This is a genomic window from Natrinema saccharevitans, assembly GCF_001953745.1.
GTDB lineage: Archaea > Halobacteriota > Halobacteria > Halobacteriales > Natrialbaceae > Natrinema > Natrinema saccharevitans.
This window is the reverse complement of the sequence record NZ_LWLN01000001.1, coordinates 2,709,488-2,732,484: the sequence shown is the minus strand read 5'-3', so window position 1 is coordinate 2,732,484 and position 22,997 is coordinate 2,709,488. Positions and strand designations below refer to the sequence as shown.

The following is a 22,997-nucleotide window of genomic DNA, read 5'->3' as shown; positions in this document are numbered from 1 at the left end:
GAACCCTCCCCGCGACCCCCGAGCAGCGGAGATGTCGGCGGCGAGACGCTCAGTGCTTGAGGTAGTAGACCTGTTTGCGCGCGTCGCGGAAGCTGTATCGGGAGCCGACAAGGCCGACGTCCTCGAGACGATTGAGCGCGTAGCGGACGGTGCGGTCGGGCAGTAGCGACTCCTCGGCGAGTTGGCCCTGCGAGAGCGGGGAGTCGGTCTCGAGAACTTTCGCAACGAGTTTCGCGCTCGGGGGCAGATCGCGGAGTCGGTCGCGGTATTCGTCCTCCGACAGCGTTTCTTCGGCAGCGGCGCCACGGTCCTCGGCTGTACTCATGCTCATACCCACTTGAGTGCAATCGCCAGTGGTAAAGCTTCCCTATATGTGGATACGAACAATGCAGTTTATATAAGGGGTATGAATGGGGTATTAACACAATATATTGTGTCTGACCCGATCGACCGCAGGCGGCTGGGTGACTGCCGTCGACGCCGCTTCGTCGGCCGACTCCAGTATCGTTTTATCCCATCGCGACAGTAGGTTCGCTCAGTGTGAAAGGACAGGAGTGGTACCAAGCCGACGACATCGCCGAGGAATACGACGACAAGCGGTTCTCCCGGGGCGGCCAGCTGATCGACCGCCGGGAGAAAGAGGCCGTCCTCGAGGCCATCATGCCGGTCGAGGACCGCAAGGTCCTCGAGATCGCCTGTGGTACCGGGCGATTTACGGTCATGTTGGCCCATCAGGGTGCCGACGTCGTCGGGCTCGACATCTCGGCGGCGATGTTACAGCAGGGACGCCGGAAGGCGAAACAGGACGAGCTTTCGGGGACGCTGGAGTTCCTCCGGGGGGACGCGGGGCGGCTGCCGTTCCCGGACGATCACTTCGATACCGTCATCGCGATGCGCTTTTTCCACCTCGCTGACGACCCCGAGGCCTTCCTCGAGGAGATGCGACGGGTGGCCCGCGATCAGATCGTCTTCGACACCTTCAACCGATTCTCGAGTCGGAGCGTCTACAACTGGGCGCTGCCGATGGGGTCGCGACTCTACTCGAAGAGCGAGGTGGCGGTCCTGCTCGCGAAGACCGATCTCACGCTCGTCGACGTGGAAGACGACTTCCTCCTCCCCTACGGGTTGTATCGATCGATCCCGAACGCACTCGCCTCGCCGCTTCGGGCGATCGACGAGGCGGTCGGGCAACTCCCGGTCACCGATCACTTCGCGTCGGTGTCGTACTGGAACGCGCGCGTTCGGTGACGGCATCGGGGCCAATCCAATCTATTTACTATCAGGAGCCCGTACCGGGCAGCATGAAGCTCTCGGTAGTCGTCTCGACGCTGAACGACCGGGAGCGCTTGCCGTCGTGTCTCGACGCCCTCGCGGAACGGACGCCGTCGTCGACGGAGGTCATCGTCGTCAACGGCCCGTCCTCGGACGGGACGACCGGCGTCGTCCGCGAGCGGGACGACGTCGACGTCCTCGTCGAGATCTCCGAGCGAAGCCCCAGCGTCTCCCGGAACGCCGGCCTCGAACTCGCAACTGGGGACGCGATCGCCTTTCTCGACGGCGAGTATACGATCGACCACAGCTGGTATCCGGCCATCGAGGGGGCGATGGCCGACGAGACCGACGTCGTCACCGGCCCCGTCACCGGCGGTTCCGACCGCGACCACGATCGCTCGTCCCGGCGGATCGGCGGCCGGACGGTGACGGCATTCCACGGCGACAACGTCGCCTTCGAGCGCCCCGTCCTCGAGGCCTTGGACGGGTTCGACGAGTACCTCGTCACGGAAAGCGAGTGCGACTGCGCCCACCGCGTGGCCGGCCTCGAGTACGAGGTCTCGTGGGACGCGGCGATGGCCGCCCGCCGCGAGGTCGGGACCGACGGCGGCCGGGCCGACCTCGACTGGGGAGCGACTTACCGATCGCTGTCCTACCGACTCGCGAAGAATTACGGTCCTCGACCGGGCGTGTTCGCCCGGACCCTCGGGAGCGCGCTCCGGGACGGTGCCGGCGGCGTTCGCCGACTGGCGGCCGGCGAGGCGACGCCGACCGGTTGGATCTCGGACGGCGCCGACGTCGCCACGAATATCGCACGCGGGCTCTGGGACGGGGTCCGCGCCCGGTACGCCGACCGCTCGAGCCGACGGAACCCCAACGGACTCTCGGAGCGCCACGACCGGGCGGTCCGGGTGTACGATCGGCGTTGACGTGCTATCACGGGCCCGCCCCACCGCCTGTTATTCGCCGCAGAACTCGGGCTCCCGGCCCTCGAGTCTGGCCTCGAACCCCTCGCGGTAGTCGCGGGTGTCGTCGAGTTCGTGTCCCAGTCGGCGCTCGTACTCGAGGCCGCGCTCGAGGGGCATATCGAAGGCGGCATTGAGCGCCTGTTTTCCCTTTCGAAGTCCGAGCGGGGCGTTCTCACAGAGGTCGTCGGCGAGGGCCTTCGCCCGCTCGTCGACGGCGTCGGTGTCGACGACCTCGTGGACCAGTCCCATGTCGGCGGCCTCCTCGGGATCGACGAACTCGCCGGACAGGACGATCTCCTTCGCGTTCGACAGCCCCACGAGCCGGGGGAGCCGCTGGGTCCCGCCGCCGTGGGGGAAGGTGCCGAGCGCGACCTCGAGCAGCCCGTACTTCGCGTTCCGGCCGATGATCCGGAAGTCACAGGGCAACGTGAGTTCGAACGCGCCCGCGGGCGCGGCGCGCTTGATGCCGGCCACGACCGGCTGTCGCGTCTCCTCGATCGCCTCGAGGACGTCGGGGAACTTGTTGCGGTCGATCTCGGCGTCGGGCTCGACCCGGTCGCGCATCATCTCGAGGTCCATCCCGGCACAGAAGACCGGTCCCTCGCCGAGCAGGGTGGCGACGCGGACGTCTCCGTCCGCATCGACCCGTTCGAAGGCCGCGACGAGATCGTCCATGAGCGGGACGGTCATCGCGTTTCGCTTGTCCGGCCGCGAGAGGTAGACGTCGGCCCGGTCGTCGTTCCAGTCGATCGCCGCGAGGCCACTGCCAACGGATTCCATGGGCGATACATTGCGCGGGACCCGGTTAAGCGTGGCTGCGGTTCCGTCCTGCCGATACCGCCGCTCGAGTGCGACTCGACTCTGGTCAGTCGCGCCCGAGGCGAGTTCCGCGACTCGAGTCCGCGTCGTCCCGAATACGTTCACACAGCGTTCGCGACTCGCAGCCGTCGCTCAAAGCCGCGTTTGAGCTTGGGATGGGCTTTTTCCGCTCTCCCCCGTGCCGTACGGTATGGACCGACGACGGTTCCTCGCGGCCTCGAGTATCGGGCTCGCGGCCGCAGTGGCAGGGTGTACTGGCAGCGCGACCGACGGCGACGACGACCCCGAGTCGGGGTCGACCACGGACTCGGCCGCGAACGGCGACGACGTCGACGGCGAGATCACGGTCAGCGCCGACGGCGAGGTCGAGGCCGAGCCGGACCAGGCGACGGTCGACGTCGGGGTCACCGCGACCGGCGAGAGCGCCGACGCGGTCACCGACGAACTCGCGAGCGGTGCCGAACGGCTCCGCGAGACCTTCGACGACCTCGACATTCCCGACGAGAACGTCGAGGAGGGACGGTACCGCGTCCACTCCGCTCGCGAGCGCGAGGCCGACGGGTTCGAGGGCTCTCATTCGTTCGACGTGACCCTGACCGACGTCGACCGGGTCGGCGAGGTCATCGACGCCGCGATCGAGGCGGGTGCCGACGACGTCGGTCGGGTCCGGTTCACACTCCAGGAAGAGACCCGATCGACGCTGCGCGAGGACGCGCTCGACGCCGCGCTGGAAAACGCCGACGCGGAGGCGGCACACGTCGCCGACAACCGCGGGGTCGAGATCACGGGTACGACGGCCGTTACGACCGGTGATGTCCAGGTGCATTCGTTCCGCACCGAAGCCGGTGACGACGCGGCCGAAAGCGCCGGCGGGGCCCCGCCGACGGAGATCGACACCGATCCGGTCAGCGTGACCGCGAGCGTGACGGTCACCTACGGTTTCGAGGAGTGACAGCTTCGGCGGGGCTGTCCGGCGAATCTCCTCGCTTTCGGCCGGCCTAAAACCGAACGCTTTTTGAAGAATTAGGCGGGCCTAAATCGTATGGATCCGACCCCACACGCAGACCGGAGCCGTCGCGCGTTCGTCACGGCGGGACTGGCGGCCGGCAGCGCGACACTGGCCGGCTGTATCGGTACGACTGACTCCGAACCGACCGCAGACGGCGATTCCTACACGGTGTCGATGGCCCCGATGGGCGAGGTCGAGTTCGATTCCGTTCCCGAGGATGCCTTCGTCGCCTTCCCTCAGTACGCGGACATGGCCGTCGCGCTCGGTCACGGCGACGCGGTCACCACCCTCTTTGCGCCCGACATGTCCGGCGCGACGATGAACACCTACTACGACCGCCTCGAGGGCGTGTCCTTCGAGTGGGCGGGCCTCGAGAATCCCCTCGCGGACGGCCTCGAGGAGGAGCGGCTGTACGCCCTCGACAGTGACGTTCACTTCCTCGATCCCTCGTATCCGGTCAAGACCGACGACGACTGGGACGCCGCGACGATCGACGACATTGCCGATCAGATCGGCCCGTGGGTCGGCAACTTCCACAGCGGCGTCCACAGCGAGCCCGCGGCGGAGTACGCCGACAGCTACGAGTACTACACGCTCTGGGAACTGTTCGAGCGGGTCGCGGCGGTCTTCCGCGAGAAGGAACGATACGAGGCGCTGGCCGAGGTCCACGCCGACCTGCGCTCGCACATCGAGTCGAACCTCCCGCCCGAGAGCGACCGGCCGACGGTCGCCCGCGTCACGCTTGGCGACGGCCAGTTCTACGCCTACCACCTCAATACGCCCGGCTACTGGCAGGCGGACACCCGACCGCTCGGCGCTCGCGACGTCTTCGCCGACCGGGACTGGGAGCGCGACTGGGGGACCGTCGGCTACGAGGCGATGCTCGAGGAAGACCCCGACGTACTCCTCCACCTCTGGGGGATCACGCCCCGATACGCCATCGGGAACGTCCGAAAGCGGCTGGAAAACGACTCCGCCGGGAGCCGGCTGACAGCGGTCCAGGACGACCGGGTCGTCCCCGGCGGGATGCGCTATCAGGGCCCGCTAATGAACCTCTTCCAGCTCGAGATGACGGCCAAACAGCTCTATCCCGAACAGTTCGGCGAGTGGCCCGGCTACGAGGCCGGCGAGTCTTACCCCGAAATCCCGGCCGACGAGCGGCTGTTCGACCGCCAGCGCGTCGCCGAGATCGTCACCAGGGGTCCGTAGGATGGGCGCGGACCGCGACGACGCGGACGGCCGCACCGACCGCGGGTTCGACGCCGACGTGGCCGTCGTCGGCGGCGGGCCGGCCGGCTGCGCCGCCGGCGTCTTCACCGCTCGAGCGGGCCTCGAGACGACGGTCTTCGACCGCGGGCCCTCATCGTTACGGCGGTGTGCCGTCCTCGAGAACTACCTCGGGTTCCCCGGCGGGATCGACGTCGAGACCTTCCGCAAACTCGCGCGAGACCACGCCGAGACGGCGGGCTGTCGGCTCCGCGAGGCACTCGTCGAGTCCGTCGCGCTGCTGGCCGACGGCGGCTTTCGCCTCGAGACGCAGGACGGCAAAGCCCACCGAGCGCGGTACGTGATCGCCGCGAGCAAGTACGACGGCTCCTACCTCCGCGGACTCGACGACCCCGACGCGCTGTTCGTCACCGAGGAGCGCGACGGCGGAACGGTCGAGCGCTTCGACGAAACCTATCCCGACGACGACGGCCGGACGCCGATCGACGGACTCTACGTCGCCGGCCCGCTGGCGGGTTGTGGTGACCAGGCGATCATCGCGGCCGGTCACGGCGCGACGGTCGCTCGATCGCTGTTGCGGGACCGCCGCGAGGACGCGGGCTACTGGGGTCGGTTCGCCGAGCGCTACGACTGGCGACGCGACGCCGCGGACCGATCGGACGAGTGGGCCGATCCCGACCGCCGGGTCGAACTGTTCGAATCGGACGCTCCCGAGGAGTACGACGCGGCCGAGAGCCGCCGGCTCGCCGCGGCCTACGCCGACGAACGCGACGAGAGTTACGTCGATCCCGACACTGCGAGTCGGCGGGCCGACCGCGGCCAGCGACGGCTCGCGGCCGCGCTCGACGACGAACTGCTGCTCGAGGCCGTCGACGACGACGCGATCCGAGCGTACGTTCGCGACACGGGTATCGACGAGCCGACGAGGGACTGACAGCATCGACGAGCCGCGAACGTCGACCGGGGGTTCGATCGCACGCTCGAGTGACCGGGATCGCGTCGCTATCGTTTTCGAAGGGGGCTAAGCGGTTATCGAACGGAAAACGAGGGTCGCGGCCGTCAGTCGTCGGCCGGAACCGCCTGCGAGTCGGCTCGCCCGGAAGCCATGGCGAGGACGTCGTCGAAGAAGTCGAGGGTGTCGTGCGGACCCGGGTTTGCCTCGGGGTGGTACTGGCGGGTGATCACGTCGTACTCGACGCCGTCGATTCCTTCCGGCGTGTCGTCGTTGACGTTGATCTGGGTGACCTCGAGGTGCTCACCCGGATCGGCGACCGTGTAGCCGTGGTTCTGGGTGGTCATCACGACCTGCCCGGACTCCAAGTCGAGGACGGGCTGGTTGACACCGCGGTGGCCGAAGGTCATCTTCTCGGTGGAGCCGCCGAGCGCCTCGGCGACGATCTGCTGGCCGAGACAGATGCCGGCGACGGGCGTGTCCTCGACGAATTCCTCGACGAGCGTGATGGCCCCTTCGAAGTTGACCGGGTCGCCGGGACCGTTCGAGACGAAGAGCAGATCGGGGTCGACGGCCGCGACCGCGGAGACGTCGGCGTCGTAGGGCAGCACGTGAACCGTCGCGTCGCGCTCGAGCAGCGAGCTGATGATCGAGCCCTTCGCGCCGCAGTCGATCAGCGCGACCGTCTCGCCGTCGTTGTCTTCGCCGTGGACCTCGGGCTCGTCGACGCTGACCTGTGCGCCGATCTCGGTGTGGTCGCTCATCGCCTTGCAGGCCTCGAGTTGCTCGAGGGCGTCTTCCTCGGTGACGTCCTCGCCGACGGCGATGCCGCATTTCATCGCGCCGCCGTCGCGGATGTCGGTGACGACGTCGCGGGTGTCGAGGTGGTCGACCGCCGGAATGCCCTCGCGTTCGAACCAGTCGACGATCTCGTCGGTGAACTCCTTGGCGATCGCGGCGCGGGGGTGGATGCGGTCGTCCTCGAAGCGCTCCTCGCGGACGCCGTAGTTGCCGATCAGCGGATACGAGAACGTGAGGATCTGCTCCTCGTAGGAGGGATCGGTGAGGCTCTCCTCGTAGCCGGTATACGCTGTCGTGAATACGATTTCGCCGCGGGCCGTCCCGTCGGCACGACCACGTCCCTCGAGTACGTGGCCGCCTTCCAGTGCGACGTAGGCTTCCGTCATTACGATCTACGTATCGGATGGACCGGCATAAGTGTTGTCTTCGAAGCTCAGTTACGATTTTCGTAATCGGTAAGTGCGGGTTCGCCGTAGGTACGCATCTCCATGGACGACCTGGACCGACAGATCCTCGATATTCTCCGTCGAGACAGCCGCACGCCCTACACGGAGATCGCCGACGAAGTAGGGACCAGCGAGGGGACCGTCCGGAACCGCGTCGAGCGGATGCTAGACGACGACGTGATCGAGCGCTTTACGATCTCGACCCGGACGGGCAACGTCCAGGCGATGATCGAACTCAGCGTCGCGGTCGACGTCGACACCAAGGCCGTCTCCGAGCGGATCGCCGAGTGGGACGAGGTCGACTTCGTCTGGATGGTTTCGGGCGAGCAGGACGTCGTCCTCGTCGTCGACGCCGCGGACACGCGCGGGGTCAACGATCTCATCACCAAGGCCCGCGATCAGGAGGAGGTCGTGAGTACGAAAACGCGGTTGATTCTGGACGAGGAACTCGGCTGAATCCGCCGCTCGCTCCGACCCGGGACGAAACGACCGCGACTCGAGTCGCGACGGCGTTCCCACTCGGTAGAAGTACGGCCCGCTTTTTTCACCGAGGGGCGACATTCCGTTCTAATGACCGCCGAGAAACGCTCCGGAAATCGAAACGAGTCGGTCGCGACCGATCGGACGGGGGATTCGAATCGGGACCGACCGGTGGCCCCAGACGAGGCCGAAACGCTGTTTCACGCCGTCGAAGAGGCAGTCTTTCTGATCGACGTCGAACGGACGGTGCGGGATCTCGAGTTCACGTTCCGACGCGTCAACCCGGCCTACGAAGCGGCGACCGGCCTGACCGACGCGTCGGTCACGGGAAAATCCCTGCAGGACGTGTTCGAGTTGTCCTCCGACGGCGACACCCTCCGTCGCTACCGGGAGTGTGTCGAGGTCGGGGAGTCGGTCGACGTCAGCGCGACGCGTTCGTTCCCGGTCGGCCAACGAACCGTCGAGACGACGCTGCACCCGGCCGACTCGAGCGGTCCGGTGCGCCGGATCGTCGGCATCGTCCGTGAAGTCTCCGAACGGGCGACGGCGGAGCGCGAACTCGAGCGGAACCGGGATCTCCTGACGAAAGCGGAGGACCTCGCGGCCGTCGGCGGGTGGGAACTCGATCTTCGAACGAACGATCTCCGGTGGACCGACGGGACGAGAGCGATTTTCGAGGTCGACGACGGCTACGAGCCGACGCTTTCGGACGCGATCGAGTTCTATCGGCCCGACGATCGGCCCAAGATCCGCTCGTTCGTCGAGGCGTGTCGACGCGACGAGGAGTCGTATGACGGCGTCCTCGAGGTCGTCACGGCCGAGGGGAACGACCGCTGGGTTCGGACCGTCGGGAAACCCGTCACGGAGGACGGAACCGTCGTCGCGTTACGCGGCGCGGTACAGGACGTTACGGATCGGAAGGAACGCGAGCGGGAGTTGCAACTCTTCCGAAAAGCGGTCGAGCAGGCCGGGCACGGGATCATCATCACGGACCGCAGCGGGACCATCGAGTACGTCAACCCGGCCTACGAACGGGACACCGGATACAGCCGAACGGAGGCCGTCGGTCTGAACCCACGGATCGTCAAGTCCGGAAAGCACGACGAGGCGTTCTACGCGGACCTCTGGGATACGATCCGCTCGGGTGAGATCTGGGAAAGCGAACTCGTCAACCGGCGCAAGTCCGGCGAGCAGTACCACGTCGACCAGACGATTGCGCCGATCACCGACGACGCGGGCGAGATCACGCACTTCGTGGCGATCGAGACCGACATCACGGCACAGCGGTTGCGGCGACAGCGTCTGAGCGTCCTCAACAGGATCCTGCGACACAACATCCGGAACGCGATGAACGTCATCGAAGGGAACGCTGCCCGGCTCCGGACGGCGTCCGCCGAGGAGGATCGTCACACCGCCGTGACGGCGATCGAAGAACAGGCGGCCGATCTCCTCAAGATCAGCGAGAACGCGGCCGCCGTTCGGGACCTGTTCCAGCGGGAGCGAGACGCCGACGCGACCTGTGACGTCGGCGCGCTGGTCTCGAGGGTTGCGACCGACTTCGACGAGCAGTACCCGGACGCCGCGATCACGGTCACGGCCCCCGATTCCGTCCCGGTGCAGGCCGACGACCGTCTGGAGATGGCGATCCGAGAAGCGATCCACAACGCCGTCAGTCACAACGACCGTCCCGTCCCGGACGTGACGGTCGGCGTCACCCCGCCCGAGGCGACCGACAGCGGTGACTGGGTCGACGTCGTGATCGCCGACAACGGCCCCGGCATCCCGGAGGACGAACAACCGATGATCGAGTTGGGCCACGAGACGCCGCTCGTCCACGGCACCGGACTCGAGCTGTGGCTCATCTACTGGGTGGCCAAGAACGTCGGGGGCGAACTGCGGATCGAGGAGAACGAACCCCGGGGCAGCATCGTCACGCTCCGGGTGCCGCCGGCGACGTAGCCCGCCCGACCGCGGTCGGGGGCGACTGTGCCCGCCGCGGTTCGGAGACACGAACCGTCGGCGAGGCGTTGCGTGCGGCCTCGAGCGGGTCACCGGCGGTCCTCGAGCGCCGGTCAGACGGCCCCCTGTCAGTCCTCCCGATCGGGCGTCAACAGGGCCGGCGGCAGCGAGCAGCCACAGGGTTCGACGGTGCCGGTGGACGGCCCCGTGGCGACGACGAACGCGACCGGGTCGCCGCAGGACGGACAGTCGGGGAACGGCGTCTCGTCGTCGGCCTCCGAGTCGCTACTCATCGGCCCGCCCCCGTGGGTTCTCGAGCGAGTGGAGACGGACTCGAGCGCGGTCGTAACTGGCGATGCGATCGTCGTGCGGGACGTTTATATCCCGGTATAACGTATGCAATCATGGCTTCGATCCGCTCGGATGGAAGCCGAGTCTCGGGTGCTAGGTCCACCCGGGACGTTTCGAGACGTCCCCTGTCGGAGATCGGCTTCCGTGCTAATTGTTGGTTAGTAGCTACTTATATCCACTGCTAACGATATGGAAACTGTCGATGTCAGCTCGAGGCGATCGACAGAAATGATCCTCGAGAGAGGGCCTCTCCGAGGGTGAGTGTGCTGCTGTCGTGGCAGCACGGAGTTACCACGCCCTCCCCAGCCGATTCGCTCGGTCACTCTTCCCTCGCTCATCCCTCGCACGTCGTTGTCGGTCGGCCTCGCGCTGCTCACCCGACCGACAGCGCGCGCCACCGCACGGCGGCTAGTCGATTCGCCGTCACAGAGTGGTCGTTACTGTTCGATCGACTCCTCGTCCTCGCCGGGCGGTTCGCCCACGCCCGGAGTCGGACGGTCGAGCGCGTCGATCACGCCCTTGCGGTCGTGGATCGCGCGGTAGGCCCGCCGTAGCAGGCTGTCGAACCCAGACCGCGAGACGCGCGCGCTCACCCGGCCGTCGCGGATCGCCTCGACGATCGACTCGGGCGTGAGCCGGTCGGCCTCCACGACGGTGTAGGCCCGTCCCACCTCGAAGGGGTAGTGGGCGTCGCTGCCGCCGGTCAGCGGCAGGTCCCGTTCCTTCGCTAACTCCTCGACGAGGGGCTGCGAGCGGGGGTGTTTGCCGTTGACCTCGATCGCGTCGAAGGGAACGTCCTCGAGTTCCCGCACCGTGCTGTTCCGGAACGGGTGGGCGACGATGGCGGCACAGTCGCGGTCGTGGGCCAGCGCGACGGCCTCCGCGGGCGAGAGCGCGCCGGGGTTCGTCGCGCGGGGCGGATCGGGGCCGACGACGAGGACGTGGCCCCGATCCGTGGTGATCTCGATGCCCGGCAGCGTCGCCACGTCGGGCGCGGGATCGAACGGCGTGTAGTAGTCGTGGTTGGTGGTCGCGACCCCGTCGAGGCCGCGCCGGGCGGCCACCTCGGTGAGGAGCCTGACGCCCAGCGGATCGAACCGGTCGCCGAGCGCGCGGCGACCGTGGAAGAATCGCGTGTGCGCGTGGAGGTCGACGGTGTACACGGCTACGCAGACGCCGGCCAGACCCTTTTGCGCTCGGCCGGCGTCTCCCGCGGTATGCAATCGGAGGGGCCGGACGACGGTCGTTCGAGCGACCGCGTCCTCGTCTGTAACCCCGTCAGCGGCAGCGGGGACCACGTCGACACCGTCGCCGCGCTCGCGGACCGACACGGCTTCGAGATCCGGCGGACCGAGGAGGCGGGCGACACGATCCGGCTCGCACGCGAGGCCGCGCCCGACGCCGACCTCGTCGCCGCGGCCGGCGGCGACGGCACGCTCAACGCCGTGGTCAACGGCGTCGCGGCCGCCGACGCCCTCGAGTCGACGACCGTCGCCGTCGTCCCGGCGGGGACGGGAAACAACTTCGCGACGAACGTCGGCGTTCGGGACCTCGAGCACGCCTTTTCCGTGATCGAGGAGGGTCGCCGTCGGGAGATCGACGTCGGGTGGGCCAACGACCGGCCCTTCGTCAACTCCTGTGTCGGCGGGATCACCGCCGAGGCCAGCAGCGAGACGACCCCCGAGAGCAAGGCCGAACTGGGCGTGCTGGCCTACGTCAAGAACACGATCGAGACGGTCGGGGAGTTCGACTCGCTCCCGCTGCGCGTCGAGACGGCCGCGGGGCCGAACGGCGAACGGGCCCGCGCCTGGGAGGGCGAGGCGATGTTCGTCCTCATCGGGAACTGCCGGCGATTTACCGGCGCGCGGACCGCCCAGGCCGACGTCGAGGACGGCCTGTTCGAGGTGGCGATCGTCGAGGACGCCGCGACGAGAGAGGTGCTTGGCAGCGCGGCCCTCGAGGGACTGTTCGGCGGCGACAGTTCGCGTATCGTCCGTCGGCGGACGCCGACGCTGTCGATCGAGAGCCGCGCGGACGCCGTCGAGTACAGCTTAGACGGCGAGACCCTCGAGACCGACCGGCTCCGCCTCGAGACCGAACCCGGCGCGCTCACGGTCCCCGTCGGGGAGGCGTACCGGTCCGAGCCCGACGGCGGCGAACTCTGGTCGCTCGAACCGACGGGATAGCGTGTATATCGATTCGAAACGGCCGCCTCGAGGCGATACTGGTTTCAAGAGCCACGGTAAGTATATGGGTATGAGCACACCGGAGGAGAATCTCCAACACGAAAACGCCGGACAGGACGTGATCGCCGTCGACGCCGACGATACCGAACTCGAACTGGTCAACCGGCTCGACGCCCACACCGGCGACGGGATTCGCCACCGGGCCTTTACTTCGCTCGTCTTCGACGGCGAGGGCAACATCCTGCTGGCCCAGCGCGCGCCGGGCAAGCGCCTGTGGGGAACCTACTGGGACGGCACCGTCGCCTCCCACCCCGTCGAGGGCCAGAGCCAGGAGGAAGCGACCCGAAAGCGCCTCGAGGAGGAACTTGGTATCTCCCCCGACCAGTACGACGACCTGCGGCTGACCGACCGGTTCGAGTACAAGCGCTACTTCGAGAACGCGGGCGTCGAACACGAGGTCTGTGCCGTCTTGCAGGTGACCCTGTCCGACCGGAGCCTCGATCCCAACGAGGAGGAGGTCGCCGGCCTGATGTGGGTCCCCTACGAGCGCCTCCACTCGAACCCCGAGTGGTACCGCCAACTGCGGCTCTGCCCGTGGTTCGAGATCGCCATGCGGCGGGACGTGCGATAACGCAACCCGCGACGAAACACCTTCGAGAAACAGTACACGAGCGGGAGGTTTATGGGGGAGTGCCCACACATGGCGGATAGACTGCGATGGTGATGGGTACGCTCAGACGGCTTCTCCGGGGGAGTATCAGTACGTCGGCCGCGTCGACGGGGGAGTCGACTGCCACGGCAGCGACGGCGGAGCCGTCGGCAGAGGCGAAGCGGCCCGACGGACAGCTCGACGTCTGTCTGTTGAGCTACCGCTCGAACCCCTACTCCGGGGGACAGGGGGTCTACGTCAAGTACCTGAGTCGAGCGCTGACCGATCTGGGCCACTCCGTCGACGTCGTCTCGGGCAAACCGTACCCCGACCTCGACGACGACGTCGGACTGGTGAAACTCCCCGGCGAGAACGTGGTCGACGAACTCGACCGGCTGGGGCAGTTCGAACCGTCCTATCTGCGGGATCCGCTTGCGCTCTACGAGTGGCTGAGCGCGCTCACCGGCGGCTTTCCCGATCCCTACGCCTTCGGCCGCCGGGTCGTCGACTACTTCGAGAACCACGACCCCGACTACGACGTGATCCACGACAACCAGTCGCTGTGTCACGGCCTCCGGACGCTTCGCGAGCGCGGCCATCCCGTCGTAGCGACGGTCCATCACCCGATCACCGTCGACCGCGACGCCGCGCTGGCCGCCGCAGACGACTGGACGGAGCGGCTCCTGACCCGACGGTGGTACCGGTTCCTGCGGATGCAACGCGAAGTCATTCAGGGGTTGCCCCACGTCCTGACCGTCTCGGAGTCGGCCAAACACCGCACCGTCACCGACTTCGGGGCCGACCCCGACTCGATCCGGGTCGTCCACAACGGGATCGACACCGACCTGTTTCGTCCCATCGACCGCGACCACGACCGCCCGCGCGTGATGACGACCGTCAGCGCCGACGTTCCGCTGAAGGGTGCCCGACACTTGCTCGAGGGGTTCGCGACCGTCCGGGAGTCGATCGACGCCGAACTCGTCGTCGTCGGCGAGTTCGACGAGGGCGGCGACTGCGACCGGCTGGTCTCGGAACTGGGGATCGGAGACGCGATCGAGACCCACAGCGAGATCAGCTACGAGCGGATGGTCGAACTCTACGGCACCGCCGACGTCGCCGTGGTCCCCTCGATCTACGAGGGCTTCGGCCTCCCCGCCGGCGAGGCGCTGGCCTGTGGCGTCCCGGTGGTCGCCACCACCGGCGGCGGCCTCCCCGAAGTGGTCGGCGACGCGGGCGTCCTCGTCGAACCGGGCGATGCCGACGCCATCGCCGACGCCGTCCGAGACCTGCTGACCGACGACCAGCGCCGCCGCGAACTCGGCCAACGCGGCCGGGACCGCATCGTCGAGGAGTTCGACTGGGAACGGGCCGCCCGCGAGACGGTCCGGGAGTATCGGGCCGCCATCGAGAGCCGGTCGGGAGGTGTCTGAGATGGAGACGATCGACTTCGATCGGCTGACGCTGACCCCCGGGATACGGGTCCTCGACGTCGGCTGCGGTGAGGGCCGCCACGTCAACGCCGCCGCCCTCGAGAACGTCGGCGAAGTCGTCGGGCTCGACCTCGAGCGGGCGAACCTCGAGGCGGCCCGCGACGATCACGCGGAGTACATCGCGCCCGAGTCGGACGTGCCGGTCACGTTCCTGTCGGGCGACGCGCTCCGGCTGCCCTTCGAAGACGGCGCGTTCGACGTCGTCTGCTGTACCGAAGTCCTCGAACACATCCCCGATTACGAGACGGCCCTCGACGAACTCCGGCGGGTCTGTGCGCCGGGCGGGACGCTGGCGGTCAGCGTCCCGCGGGCCGGCCCCGAGCGGGTCTGCTGGGCCCTCTCCGACGAGTACCACGAGGTCGAGGGCGGCCACGTTCGGATCTTCGACCGCGAGGAACTGCAGGCGGCGATCGAACGCCGCGGCTTCGAGCGGGTCGACGGCCACTTCGCCCACGCCCTGCACGCCCCCTACTGGTGGCTGAAGTGCCTCTGGTGGGACCGCGACCAACGGGGTGACGCGCCCCTTCCCCTGCGGGCCTACGATCGGTTCCTCGAGTGGGACGTCCTCGAGTCGCCCCGACCCGTGCGGCTGCTCGAGCGCGGGCTCGACCCCGCGCTGGGCAAGAGCGTCGTCTACTACTTCGAACTGGAGGGATCGGCGTGAGCAACGCCACGCTCGAGTCGCTTGCCGACTGGGGGCTCGAGCCCGCCGTCGACCACATCGAGCGCGCCCAGCGCTCGGACGGGCTCATCCTCTGGTATCCCGAGGGGCCGGCCGACCCGTGGGATCACGTCGAGAGCGCGATGGCGCTGTCGATCGCCGGCCGCGAGGACGCCGCCCGCCGCGCGTACCGCTGGATCGCCGACGAACAGCACGACGACGGGGCGCTGTGGGCGACCTACGGCGAGGCCGACGAGAACGACGGGGCCCACGCCGGCGAGGAACCCCGCAAGGAAACCCACCGCAGCGCCTACGTCGCCGTCGGCGTCTGGCACCACTACCGCTGTACCGGCGACCGGGACTTCCTCGAGGCACTGTGGCCGACCGTCCGGGACGCCCTCGCGTTCGCCTGCCGCCAGCAGGCCCCGACCGGCGAGATCTACTGGACCGTCGGGCCCGACGGCGAGCCCTACGAGGACGCCCTGGTCGCCGGCTGTGCCTCGCTCTACAAGAGTCTGGCCTGCGGCGCGGCGATCGCGGACGCGCTGGGCCGCGACGAGGCCCGCGAGCGCTGGCTCGCGGCCCGCGCCGACCTCGGCGAGGCGATCCGCGAGCGGCCCGACCGGTTCGACCGCACCTGGGAGAGCAAGTCCCGCTACGCGATGGACTGGTTCTACCCCGTCCTCTGTGGGGTCCTGACCGGGGACCCGGCGCGCAAGCGCCTCGAGGCCGGGATGGATCGGTACCTCGAGGAGGGACTGGGCTGTCGCTGCGTCGCGGACGAACCGTGGGTGACCGTCGCCGAGTCCTGCGAGCTCGTCGTCTCGCTGGCCGCCGTCGGCGAGCGCGATCGCGCCCGCGAGATCTACGACTGGCTGTTCCAGTGGACCGACGATGCGGGGGTCTTCTGGACGGGCTATCAGTTCGAGGACGAGGAGTTCTGGCCGGGCGAGCGGCCGACGTGGACCGGCGGGGCGGCGGTGCTGGCCGCGGACGCGTTGTCGGGGCTGTCGCCGGCCGGCGATCTGTTTACTGAGCCGGTGTGCGAATGAACCGATTCGGGCAGGTGCGTCCTGAGATACCAAAAACCAGGAACAAAAGTAGGTAGAGTGTTCTTAGGGATGTCTGTCGGTAGTAGATTATACTGAATTTTGTACTCTCATTGATCCTATTCAAAATGACTGCATAATAGGGGAAACATTAACTGTAACCCTTTCGAAGCGCTTGACGAATAAAATGTCTGAGGAGGAACCGGAGTTCGGCGAACCGGAGTTCTTAGGCTGGCATCTGCTCCGGGAGCTAAAAAATCAGAGCGACGATCAGATCTCTCGTTCGAAGTTTCTCAAACTTTGTTGTGTCGCGGATCGGAAGCTCCTCGAGACACACGAATATGATGTTGGACTTGCCCGCTACTGGTATATGTACGGAGAACTCACGAATGAGCACGAATTCTCCGGGCGGTTCTATAATGCACCTCAAGCAATGGGCTGGGATGGCCAACAATATATCCCGAAATCATTGGACATAGAGGCATTTGACGTGTCCAAAGAGGGTTTCGAACTGATTACAGACTCCGTAGAGTGGACTGTACGAGAGTTTGGAAGGGAGAATGTTGAGGCGATTAAGCAACATCAGTATGAGGAACACGCTGAGAGCGGGTTCATTCAGGAGTACAGTGAACTACGCTGGCTACTAAGCACAATCGATCTTGGAAGCCAGCAACGTCTGGAGAACTTTACCGAAGGAGGAACCGAGAAGACGGTGGAATCGAACGAAGAGTATCTTCGACAGAAACTTGATACAATGGTGGGGGCATACCCCGAAAATGAAGGGCGTCATGAGGAAATGAAGGCGCTCTATCTCCGATGGGATGACACGGTCCGACTCATGCTTGATCAATCTGTCCAATACAGTCGAATCGCGGAATTCCTCGACGACTTCATTTTTGCTCTCAGTAGAGTAGTGCTTCGATTCGACTACAGCCAACACATTTCCGACAGTCGACTGGCTGATTGGGAGGAAGATGCAGCTGACGTGAAGTCGGATTTCACAAACAACGTCCGGGAAACGAGACGAGAGCTACTCGGTAATCGTTCTCGAAGCACCGAACTGGACGGCGTTTCACGCGCATACTCTCGTACCATTGAAGAACAAATCGAACGGCTTCGGTCCCACTAATCGATGACTGATGCCTCGTTTCTTGATACTGGTGTCGCTCTCGGCTACTGTTTTCGGGACGACACACACCATTACCGGTGCAGAGAATATCTGGAGGAGAACGGATTCTCGTTGTATATCTCCGACCATGTTGAGGATGAATACCTGAACAGAGAACCTGATCTCGCTGAGGAGATTGCGGACGGGATTCGCGATCATATTTTCCAACTCCAGAACTCCGATTACAAAGGCCAATTGGATTCCATGGATACTTCACAAATTCGCCAAAACCTGGTTGGAAATAACAACGCCAGTACGTCACTCCGCGATTTCTACCGAAACCAGGTAACAAATTTCATTCAGTTGGAAGAGCTGATTAAGCGACTCAGAGAACTTGCACGTGACATCGAACAGAATGCCATCGAAAACCGGCAGTGGCTGCTAGCAAGAACCGAAATTTGGAGTCGTGAAAACGATTACTCCGAAATCGATGAAGCACTCTCTGAGATTCCTTGGGATGACCGTCGGATTTGTCTTGACGCACACGATGTCGTTGAGCAAAGAGGAGAGATTACGGAACTAGCAACAGTCAATCCTCGTGATCTGGTTGACGAAGGATATCGAGAACTCATACTTGGCCAAACCGCGCTTGAGGACGTCGTTTCCCTTGCAGTTCGTTCGTGAGAAAAATTCGCGACGAGAGGCCGGTTCCCCTCGTTGAGCAGGAACTCGAGGATCGCATCGTCGGCCCGCGTCATCCAGTCCACCCGTGGCCGTCGCATTCTGTATCCAGTCACCGGATCACCGCTACTCAGTCTTCACTCGGTTCTAAGTCCTCGGCGTCGAGTTCGCCCTTGAGATAAGCACGGCCGCGATCCGTAATCCGGTAATAGCCCCGGTCATCGTCGACTTTCTCCAGTAAGCCGTGGTCCACTAACACCGGAAGACGTCTTTTTACTGTGGATTTCGAGATCCCTACCAAATTGTATTCTGCAACCGCTGGCGGGATCGCAATCCCTGCTTCCTCGAAGACCTCGAGAATTGCAGGATCAGACTTTGTCATCCATGAAACCAGCGGACGCATTCAATCGGTAGTCTCGCTTTCCTATGATAACTTCTGGTGGCATGCAAGTGATGGCCACTATTTGAGTCCTTGATGGACCCATATGGGGTAATTATAATACCCTTCCGCTTGTTAGTGGAAGATGGAGGCCAGACGGACCCACCGCTGCCCGATTCGGTCCTCGAAAATGCGGACCCGGTGTCCCTACCACCGGTCCGCGTGGCTTCCGTAACCCACCCGAAAGCCATGTCGGATCACGACTCGCGGGACCTTGAACCTCCCGCTCGAGCGGACGCATCAGCAGCCGACTACCCGTCAAAAGACGGCCGGCGCGCGTGGATCGAACTCACCGGCTTCCAGCGCGACTGCCTCGAGGCGGTCGCCCGCCGCGAGCGCGACGGCAAGTCCTGCTACCCGTCGGGGATCGCGTGGACCCTCGAGCACTGGTATCCGGCAGTGAGCCGCGCCCGACTCGAGCCCAACCTGCGCGCGCTCGTCGGGCGCGGCCTGCTCTCGAAACGCGACGATCAGGGGGTCACCTACCGGCTCACCGACGCCGGGCGCGCGCTGTTGCTCCAGCGCGCCGAACGCCTCGCGGGGCTCTACGAACGCCGGCTCGAGCCGATCGACGGGGTCGCTCGAGAAAAAACCGAGCAGATAACCGACGGCGCGCTATCGGGGGATCGACTCGACCTGTATCGACCACCGACGCCCGGTGGGACAGAACCCGATCGGCGGCCTCGAGCGCCGGCCGAATTCCGGTCGGGCAAGTGATCGACGCGATCGCCGTGACGGCCGGCATCGACGGCGAAGCCGAGACGGGCCGACTACGACCGCGGATCGACGGCGGAATTCGCTCGCGTCACGCCGTCTACCGAGTCGAAGTCGTCGTCGAACGAGTAGAGATACTCGATCCCCGTTCGCTGCATGTACGCGACGATCGACGCGTCGACGAAGGAGAGATGCGGATGACGGCGAAAGAGGGCCTGCGTGGAATTGAAGTCCGTTTTCGGGGTGTGTAGAAGTCGAAAGTGGCTCCCTTCGATGAGGAGATCCATCGTCTGCGTCGCCTTCCGGTGGGTCCCCTTGTTGAGGAGGAGGTTCAGCGTCTCGGCGAGGACGTGCTCCGTGATGTGGAGTTCCGGTAACTTCCCGTGATCTACCCCTGCGATGATCTCCGTGGCCCGTTCGTGAAACTCGTCGTGCGCGCTTCGATGGGCGAAGAGAACGCTCGTATCGACGGCCGCCGTCATTCGATCCCGAACTCCTCTTTGGCGTCGACGGCGTTCGTCTCCCCCATGTCGATCGGTTCGACGTCGTCGAAGACGCCCTCTCGCTGGTGAACGACCTCGATCTGTAGATCGCCGTCGTCGTCGAGATGCCAGCGGAGTTTGTCCCCTTCCTCGATGCCGAGCTGGTCCCGAACGAGGGACGGAATCGTGACACCGCCGCGTGCACTGACTGTCGTCTCTTCCTCTATCTCCGGCGTCATGGGTGACGTGTGGTTCTCGACCGACATAAATAACATGTGGGTGTACATGAGCGACTCCACTCGTTGGTCGTCGGTGTCAGGCCGCTCCTGTTCCTCGACGGACTCCCGCGGCGGCAGAGATCGACCTTCTCGCGTTTATCCGGATCGGGACGATCGTTCGGACGTTCGGTACGCGTGTCGTCCTCAAGCGTCGCCTCGATATCTATAGTAGCCACTGAACGTCATTGCACACCTGATCGCACGACAGCGCTGCGATCAGTGTGTAAATCGTTTCAGCGACTACTATAGTTACGGGACCGACTGAGACACTCGCACCGCACTGACGGCTGTGAACGGCGACTCGGTCACTCCGTCACGGTCGCGACGGAACCCGCGCGATCCCCGTATCACAGACCACGCACGACTGCAACCCGTTCGCGTCGGTGAACCGATCGAACAGCCCGGAGAGCCGCACGTCGTGACTCGCGAGCACCCCGCCGGACCCGAGATGCCCCAACGCCGTCTCGTACTCGAAGCGCATGTGGGGCAGCCGGTGGTCCGAGTCGTGCAAAAAGAGATCGACGGGGCCGACGCGCTCGAGCAGATCGGGCAAGACCTCCCGCGCGTCACCCCGATGCAGTTCCCACCGATCGCGACACCGGTCGGGAATCAGGTGGCCGTACTCGAAGGGGCCGGGCGGGCCGCCGGGGAGGTCCACCGAATGCAGCGTGCCGCCGCCGTTCTCGCACATTGCGGCGAGGATGTGCGCGTCGAACGAGCCGAACAGCACGCCGGTCTCGACGGCCGTCTCGACCTCGAGCGCGCGACAGACGACGTACAGCGTCACCCCGTCGCGCCAGTGGGTCGTGTCGGTCGCGACGCCGGCCTCGTGAATCTCGTCGACGCGGTCGGCGTAGCTGTCGTGGAACCACTCGAGGTCGTCGTACTCGCGTTCGTATCCGCGGAGTTCGTCGGCCGAGGCCGGGAGCACGTCGGCCAGCCGGTCGGCCCGCTCGCGCGTCTCCCGGCCGTAATCGAGCCGGCGGCGCTCGAGGCCGAGCCGGGCCTTCCGAACGGCGTAGATCGCGTCCCGGAGCGTCCTCGTCACCGGTACCCCAGCGCCTCGAGGCGCGATTCGATCTCGTCCCCGTCGCTCTCGGCGGCCGAACCGCGCTCGCGGATCCCCGCCGGAAGCTCGGGGTCGCAGGTCCCCCGGTCGCGGCCCTCGCGGACGACCCAGGGGACCCGGCGCACGGCGGGGGCGGGGGTGCCCGGCGGGTGCGACCAGACGCCGAACTCGCCGAGGCCGTTGCCGTGGTCGCTGGTCAGCGCGAGCCGGCCGTCGCAGTTTGCCTGGAGCCGGGTCAGGTCGTCCAAGGCCCACTCGAGGTTGTCACGGTAGGCCGCCCAGACCGCCTCGCGGGAGAGGTCGCCCTCGCGGACCCGCAGCCAGGGGTCGTTCATCGAGTCATCGTCGTCGGCCTGGGCGAAGGCCTCGAGTGCCTCCCGTTCCTCGGCGGTCAGCGATTCGGGGTCGAACTCCTCGTCGTCGTCGGCCTCGACGAACTGGCCCCAGTGTTCGATGTCGGCCGAGCCGAAGAACCAGTCCGGCTGGGACCGGAAGGGGGCGTGGGGCTGCATGTAGTGGACGAGGACGCGGTCGATTCCCAGTTCCTCGCGTGCGCGCCAGACGGCGATCGCGGCGTCGGTCAGCGGCGCGGGCGGGATCGTCGAGATGTCGTCGTCGACCCACTCGTCGCGCCAGGCCTCGTGGAGGACGCCGAAGTCGGCGGCCGAGAGCGGGAGGACCTCGTCGGAGGTCACGAGGATGTGTTCGCAGGGTTGCGAGGAGAAGGGGTTGCCGGTCACGTAGGCGGTCCGGGCCATCCGCTCGCGATACTCGGGGGCGAAGGTCCGGTCCATCCACTCCGCGGACTGGGAGCCGACCGACCACAGCGAGCCCACTCTCTCGGGCCCCGGCAGCAACTCGTGGCCGGCGGCCGCGGTTTCGCGCATGAGATCGTACCGACAGCCGTCGAGGACACAACAGACGTCCCACTCGCGCTCCCAGACGGCCGTCGACGGTACGAGCCGGGAGATCGCGTGTCCGACGCGGCCGGTCACGATCGGTTCCGTCAGCGTCGCGAGATCCATTCCGTCGTCCCGTTCCTCGGCGCGATTCTGTTAGTAGCTTTTGATCGACGTCCGACCAGTTTTCGGCCGTGGGTCCGCCGATCTCCCCCGCCTGACACGCTCCCGCCGTCGTCGGAGAACGCGGAAATCATGCCATGTAGTAACAAGGCTTATTATCACGCTGTTCGTAGCGTTGCCCGAGGACCGACAACACGGTCCCGTCTGACGAAATGAGTTCCTCACCACAAACCGAGACGTACGAAGTCACGCTCACCCGCGACGAGCAATGGGTCGCCCATCACGTCCTGTCGAACCGGTTCGACGAGGCCCTCGACGACGACGAGACGCCGCCGGAGTGGGTACTCGAGTCGCTCGAGGCGATCGAAGCCGACGCCGAGACGCGACTCACCGGTTCCCAGGCCGACCGGCTCTATACCGCGTTGACGGCGTACGTCGACCGCGATGACGCTCCGGACGGGGACGTCGTCCACGGTTCGGCCGCCCTCGAGACCCTCGAAGGCGTTCGCGAGGCCTAAGGGACCGTTTTTTAGGGACGCGTCGTCGCCCAGACGGCCGTCACAGCGAGCAGAATAGCCGGGGCAAGCGGCAGGATGAGTAACGCGAACCGATACCCCTCCGCGCCAGGCGGAAAGAGATAGATCGCGGTCGGGGCGATCAGGAAGGCAAACACGAGGACGCCGACGAGGACCCAGCCGCGCCAGTCGAACTCGCGGTCGGCCGCCTCCGGGTGGGTCGGCTCCCAGTCGTCGCCGCCGTCGCCCGACTCTGCGTCCTCCCCGTCGTCGGCGTCGAACGCCGCCGGATCGTGGACGTAGCCGCCGTCGTCGTTCGAACTCACTAGCTGATCCTTTGACCGCATCCTCAAAGCCCTCACGGTTAGCC

27 protein-coding genes and 1 pseudogene are annotated in these 22,997 nt (G+C 66.0%); 16 read left to right on the top strand and 12 right to left on the bottom strand.

Annotated elements, in window-relative coordinates; genetic code table 11:
* Positions 1–49 precede the first annotated feature (49 nt).
* Positions 50–331, bottom strand: a complete 282-nt coding sequence (locus A6E15_RS13920) for a MarR family transcriptional regulator (protein ID WP_066303725.1) — start codon at positions 329–331, stop codon at positions 50–52.
* Between the two features lie 209 nt (positions 332–540).
* Here A6E15_RS13920 and A6E15_RS13915 point away from each other — a divergent pair, with 209 nt between their 5' ends.
* Both A6E15_RS13915 and A6E15_RS13910 read left to right on the top strand, forming a co-directional pair.
* A complete protein-coding gene (locus A6E15_RS13915; RefSeq protein ID WP_076147070.1) occupies positions 541–1,248 on the top strand; it encodes a class I SAM-dependent methyltransferase in 708 nt (235 codons plus the stop codon).
* A 53-nt stretch (positions 1,249–1,301) separates the two neighbouring features.
* Positions 1,302–2,201, top strand: coding sequence for a glycosyltransferase family 2 protein (locus tag A6E15_RS13910; RefSeq protein ID WP_076147069.1), 900 nt, complete (start codon positions 1,302–1,304; stop codon positions 2,199–2,201).
* 30 nt (positions 2,202–2,231) lie between these two features.
* Here A6E15_RS13910 and A6E15_RS13905 read toward each other — a convergent pair whose 3' ends face one another.
* Entirely contained in the window at positions 2,232–3,020 is a 789-nt protein-coding gene (locus A6E15_RS13905; protein ID WP_076147067.1) for an enoyl-CoA hydratase/isomerase family protein, read from the bottom strand.
* Between the two features lie 229 nt (positions 3,021–3,249).
* Here A6E15_RS13905 and A6E15_RS13900 point away from each other — a divergent pair, with 229 nt between their 5' ends.
* From A6E15_RS13900 to A6E15_RS13890, 3 genes are all read left to right on the top strand, one after another.
* A complete protein-coding gene (locus tag A6E15_RS13900; protein ID WP_076147066.1) occupies positions 3,250–4,011 on the top strand; it encodes an SIMPL domain-containing protein in 762 nt (253 codons plus the stop codon).
* A gap of 90 nt (positions 4,012–4,101) precedes the next feature.
* Positions 4,102–5,277 carry an ABC transporter substrate-binding protein gene (locus tag A6E15_RS13895; protein WP_076147064.1) on the top strand — a complete coding sequence of 392 codons (1,176 nt, stop codon included), beginning with the start codon at positions 4,102–4,104 and terminating at the stop codon, positions 5,275–5,277.
* A gap of 1 nt (position 5,278) precedes the next feature.
* Positions 5,279–6,229 carry an NAD(P)-binding protein gene (locus tag A6E15_RS13890; protein ID WP_076147062.1) on the top strand — a complete coding sequence of 317 codons (951 nt, stop codon included), beginning with the start codon at positions 5,279–5,281 and terminating at the stop codon, positions 6,227–6,229.
* Positions 6,230–6,354: 125 nt separating this feature from the next.
* Here the strand turns inward: A6E15_RS13890 and carA are convergent, their stop codons facing one another.
* Positions 6,355–7,434 (bottom strand): glutamine-hydrolyzing carbamoyl-phosphate synthase small subunit, encoded by a 1,080-nt coding sequence (gene carA, locus A6E15_RS13885; protein ID WP_076147061.1) that lies wholly within the window; start codon positions 7,432–7,434, stop codon positions 6,355–6,357.
* 102 nt (positions 7,435–7,536) lie between these two features.
* On the opposite strand from carA, the gene A6E15_RS13880 reads away from it, so the two are divergent.
* Positions 7,537–7,950 (top strand): Lrp/AsnC family transcriptional regulator, encoded by a 414-nt coding sequence (locus tag A6E15_RS13880; RefSeq protein WP_006650019.1) that lies wholly within the window; start codon positions 7,537–7,539, stop codon positions 7,948–7,950.
* 114 nt (positions 7,951–8,064) lie between these two features.
* Positions 8,065–9,933, top strand: coding sequence for a PAS domain-containing sensor histidine kinase (locus A6E15_RS13875; RefSeq protein WP_076147059.1), 1,869 nt, complete (start codon positions 8,065–8,067; stop codon positions 9,931–9,933).
* Positions 9,934–10,061: 128 nt separating this feature from the next.
* Here A6E15_RS13875 and A6E15_RS21050 read toward each other — a convergent pair whose 3' ends face one another.
* A complete protein-coding gene (locus A6E15_RS21050) occupies positions 10,062–10,226 on the bottom strand; it encodes a hypothetical protein (protein WP_175607267.1) in 165 nt (54 codons plus the stop codon).
* Positions 10,227–10,721: 495 nt separating this feature from the next.
* Positions 10,722–11,447 carry a PHP domain-containing protein gene (locus tag A6E15_RS13870; protein WP_076147057.1) on the bottom strand — a complete coding sequence of 242 codons (726 nt, stop codon included), beginning with the start codon at positions 11,445–11,447 and terminating at the stop codon, positions 10,722–10,724.
* Positions 11,448–11,501: 54 nt separating this feature from the next.
* On the opposite strand from A6E15_RS13870, the gene A6E15_RS13865 reads away from it, so the two are divergent.
* The 7 genes from A6E15_RS13865 to A6E15_RS21045 all read left to right on the top strand — a co-directional run bounded on the left by A6E15_RS13865 (position 11,502) and on the right by A6E15_RS21045 (position 18,111).
* The gene (locus tag A6E15_RS13865) at positions 11,502–12,470 is read left to right on the top strand and encodes a diacylglycerol/lipid kinase family protein (protein WP_076147056.1); all 969 of its coding nucleotides are present in this window, start codon (positions 11,502–11,504) and stop codon (positions 12,468–12,470) included.
* Between the two features lie 70 nt (positions 12,471–12,540).
* The gene (locus A6E15_RS13860; protein ID WP_076148366.1) at positions 12,541–13,101 is read left to right on the top strand and encodes an NUDIX hydrolase; all 561 of its coding nucleotides are present in this window, start codon (positions 12,541–12,543) and stop codon (positions 13,099–13,101) included.
* A gap of 86 nt (positions 13,102–13,187) precedes the next feature.
* Complete coding sequence (locus tag A6E15_RS13855) at positions 13,188–14,549, top strand: glycosyltransferase family 4 protein (protein ID WP_175607266.1); 1,362 nt, start codon at positions 13,188–13,190, stop codon at positions 14,547–14,549.
* A gap of 1 nt (position 14,550) precedes the next feature.
* The gene (locus A6E15_RS13850; RefSeq protein WP_076147053.1) at positions 14,551–15,273 is read left to right on the top strand and encodes a class I SAM-dependent methyltransferase; all 723 of its coding nucleotides are present in this window, start codon (positions 14,551–14,553) and stop codon (positions 15,271–15,273) included.
* Entirely contained in the window at positions 15,270–16,322 is a 1,053-nt protein-coding gene (locus A6E15_RS13845) for a glycoside hydrolase family 15 protein (RefSeq protein WP_076147051.1), read from the top strand. The genes A6E15_RS13850 and A6E15_RS13845 overlap by 4 nt, the downstream gene beginning before the upstream one ends.
* Before the next feature lie 184 nt (positions 16,323–16,506).
* Positions 16,507–17,448: a hypothetical protein gene (locus A6E15_RS13840; protein ID WP_076147049.1), complete on the top strand. Its 942-nt coding sequence runs from the start codon at positions 16,507–16,509 to the stop codon at positions 17,446–17,448.
* A gap of 3 nt (positions 17,449–17,451) precedes the next feature.
* Positions 17,452–18,111 carry a hypothetical protein gene (locus A6E15_RS21045; RefSeq protein WP_175607265.1) on the top strand — a complete coding sequence of 220 codons (660 nt, stop codon included), beginning with the start codon at positions 17,452–17,454 and terminating at the stop codon, positions 18,109–18,111.
* A gap of 5 nt (positions 18,112–18,116) precedes the next feature.
* Here the strand turns inward: A6E15_RS21045 and A6E15_RS21445 are convergent.
* Positions 18,117–18,209: pseudogene (locus tag A6E15_RS21445) on the bottom strand (ArsR family transcriptional regulator); the annotation flags it as partial.
* 29 nt (positions 18,210–18,238) lie between these two features.
* Positions 18,239–18,511 (bottom strand): IclR family transcriptional regulator, encoded by a 273-nt coding sequence (locus A6E15_RS13830; RefSeq protein WP_076147046.1) that lies wholly within the window; start codon positions 18,509–18,511, stop codon positions 18,239–18,241.
* Positions 18,512–18,736: 225 nt separating this feature from the next.
* On the opposite strand from A6E15_RS13830, the gene A6E15_RS13825 reads away from it, so the two are divergent.
* Positions 18,737–19,264 (top strand): hypothetical protein, encoded by a 528-nt coding sequence (locus tag A6E15_RS13825; RefSeq protein WP_076147045.1) that lies wholly within the window; start codon positions 18,737–18,739, stop codon positions 19,262–19,264.
* Positions 19,265–19,317: 53 nt separating this feature from the next.
* Here A6E15_RS13825 and A6E15_RS13820 read toward each other — a convergent pair whose 3' ends face one another.
* From A6E15_RS13820 to A6E15_RS13805, 4 genes are all read right to left on the bottom strand, one after another.
* On the bottom strand, positions 19,318–19,743 hold the full coding sequence (locus A6E15_RS13820; RefSeq protein ID WP_076147043.1) for a type II toxin-antitoxin system VapC family toxin: 426 nt from the start codon (positions 19,741–19,743) through the stop codon (positions 19,318–19,320).
* Positions 19,740–19,982, bottom strand: coding sequence for an AbrB/MazE/SpoVT family DNA-binding domain-containing protein (locus A6E15_RS13815; RefSeq protein WP_066303967.1), 243 nt, complete (start codon positions 19,980–19,982; stop codon positions 19,740–19,742). The genes A6E15_RS13820 and A6E15_RS13815 overlap by 4 nt, the downstream gene beginning before the upstream one ends.
* A 352-nt stretch (positions 19,983–20,334) precedes the next feature.
* Complete coding sequence (locus A6E15_RS13810) at positions 20,335–21,069, bottom strand: class I SAM-dependent methyltransferase (RefSeq protein ID WP_076147042.1); 735 nt, start codon at positions 21,067–21,069, stop codon at positions 20,335–20,337.
* Positions 21,066–22,115, bottom strand: coding sequence for a hypothetical protein (locus A6E15_RS13805; protein WP_076147041.1), 1,050 nt, complete (start codon positions 22,113–22,115; stop codon positions 21,066–21,068). Before A6E15_RS13805 ends, A6E15_RS13810 begins: the two co-directional genes overlap by 4 nt.
* A 209-nt stretch (positions 22,116–22,324) precedes the next feature.
* Here A6E15_RS13805 and A6E15_RS13800 point away from each other — a divergent pair, with 209 nt between their 5' ends.
* Positions 22,325–22,630, top strand: a complete 306-nt coding sequence (locus A6E15_RS13800; protein WP_076147039.1) for a DUF7853 family protein — start codon at positions 22,325–22,327, stop codon at positions 22,628–22,630.
* 11 nt (positions 22,631–22,641) lie between these two features.
* Here the strand turns inward: A6E15_RS13800 and A6E15_RS13795 are convergent, their stop codons facing one another.
* Positions 22,642–22,953: a hypothetical protein gene (locus tag A6E15_RS13795; RefSeq protein ID WP_076147037.1), complete on the bottom strand. Its 312-nt coding sequence runs from the start codon at positions 22,951–22,953 to the stop codon at positions 22,642–22,644.
* Positions 22,954–22,997: the final 44 nt, after the last annotated feature.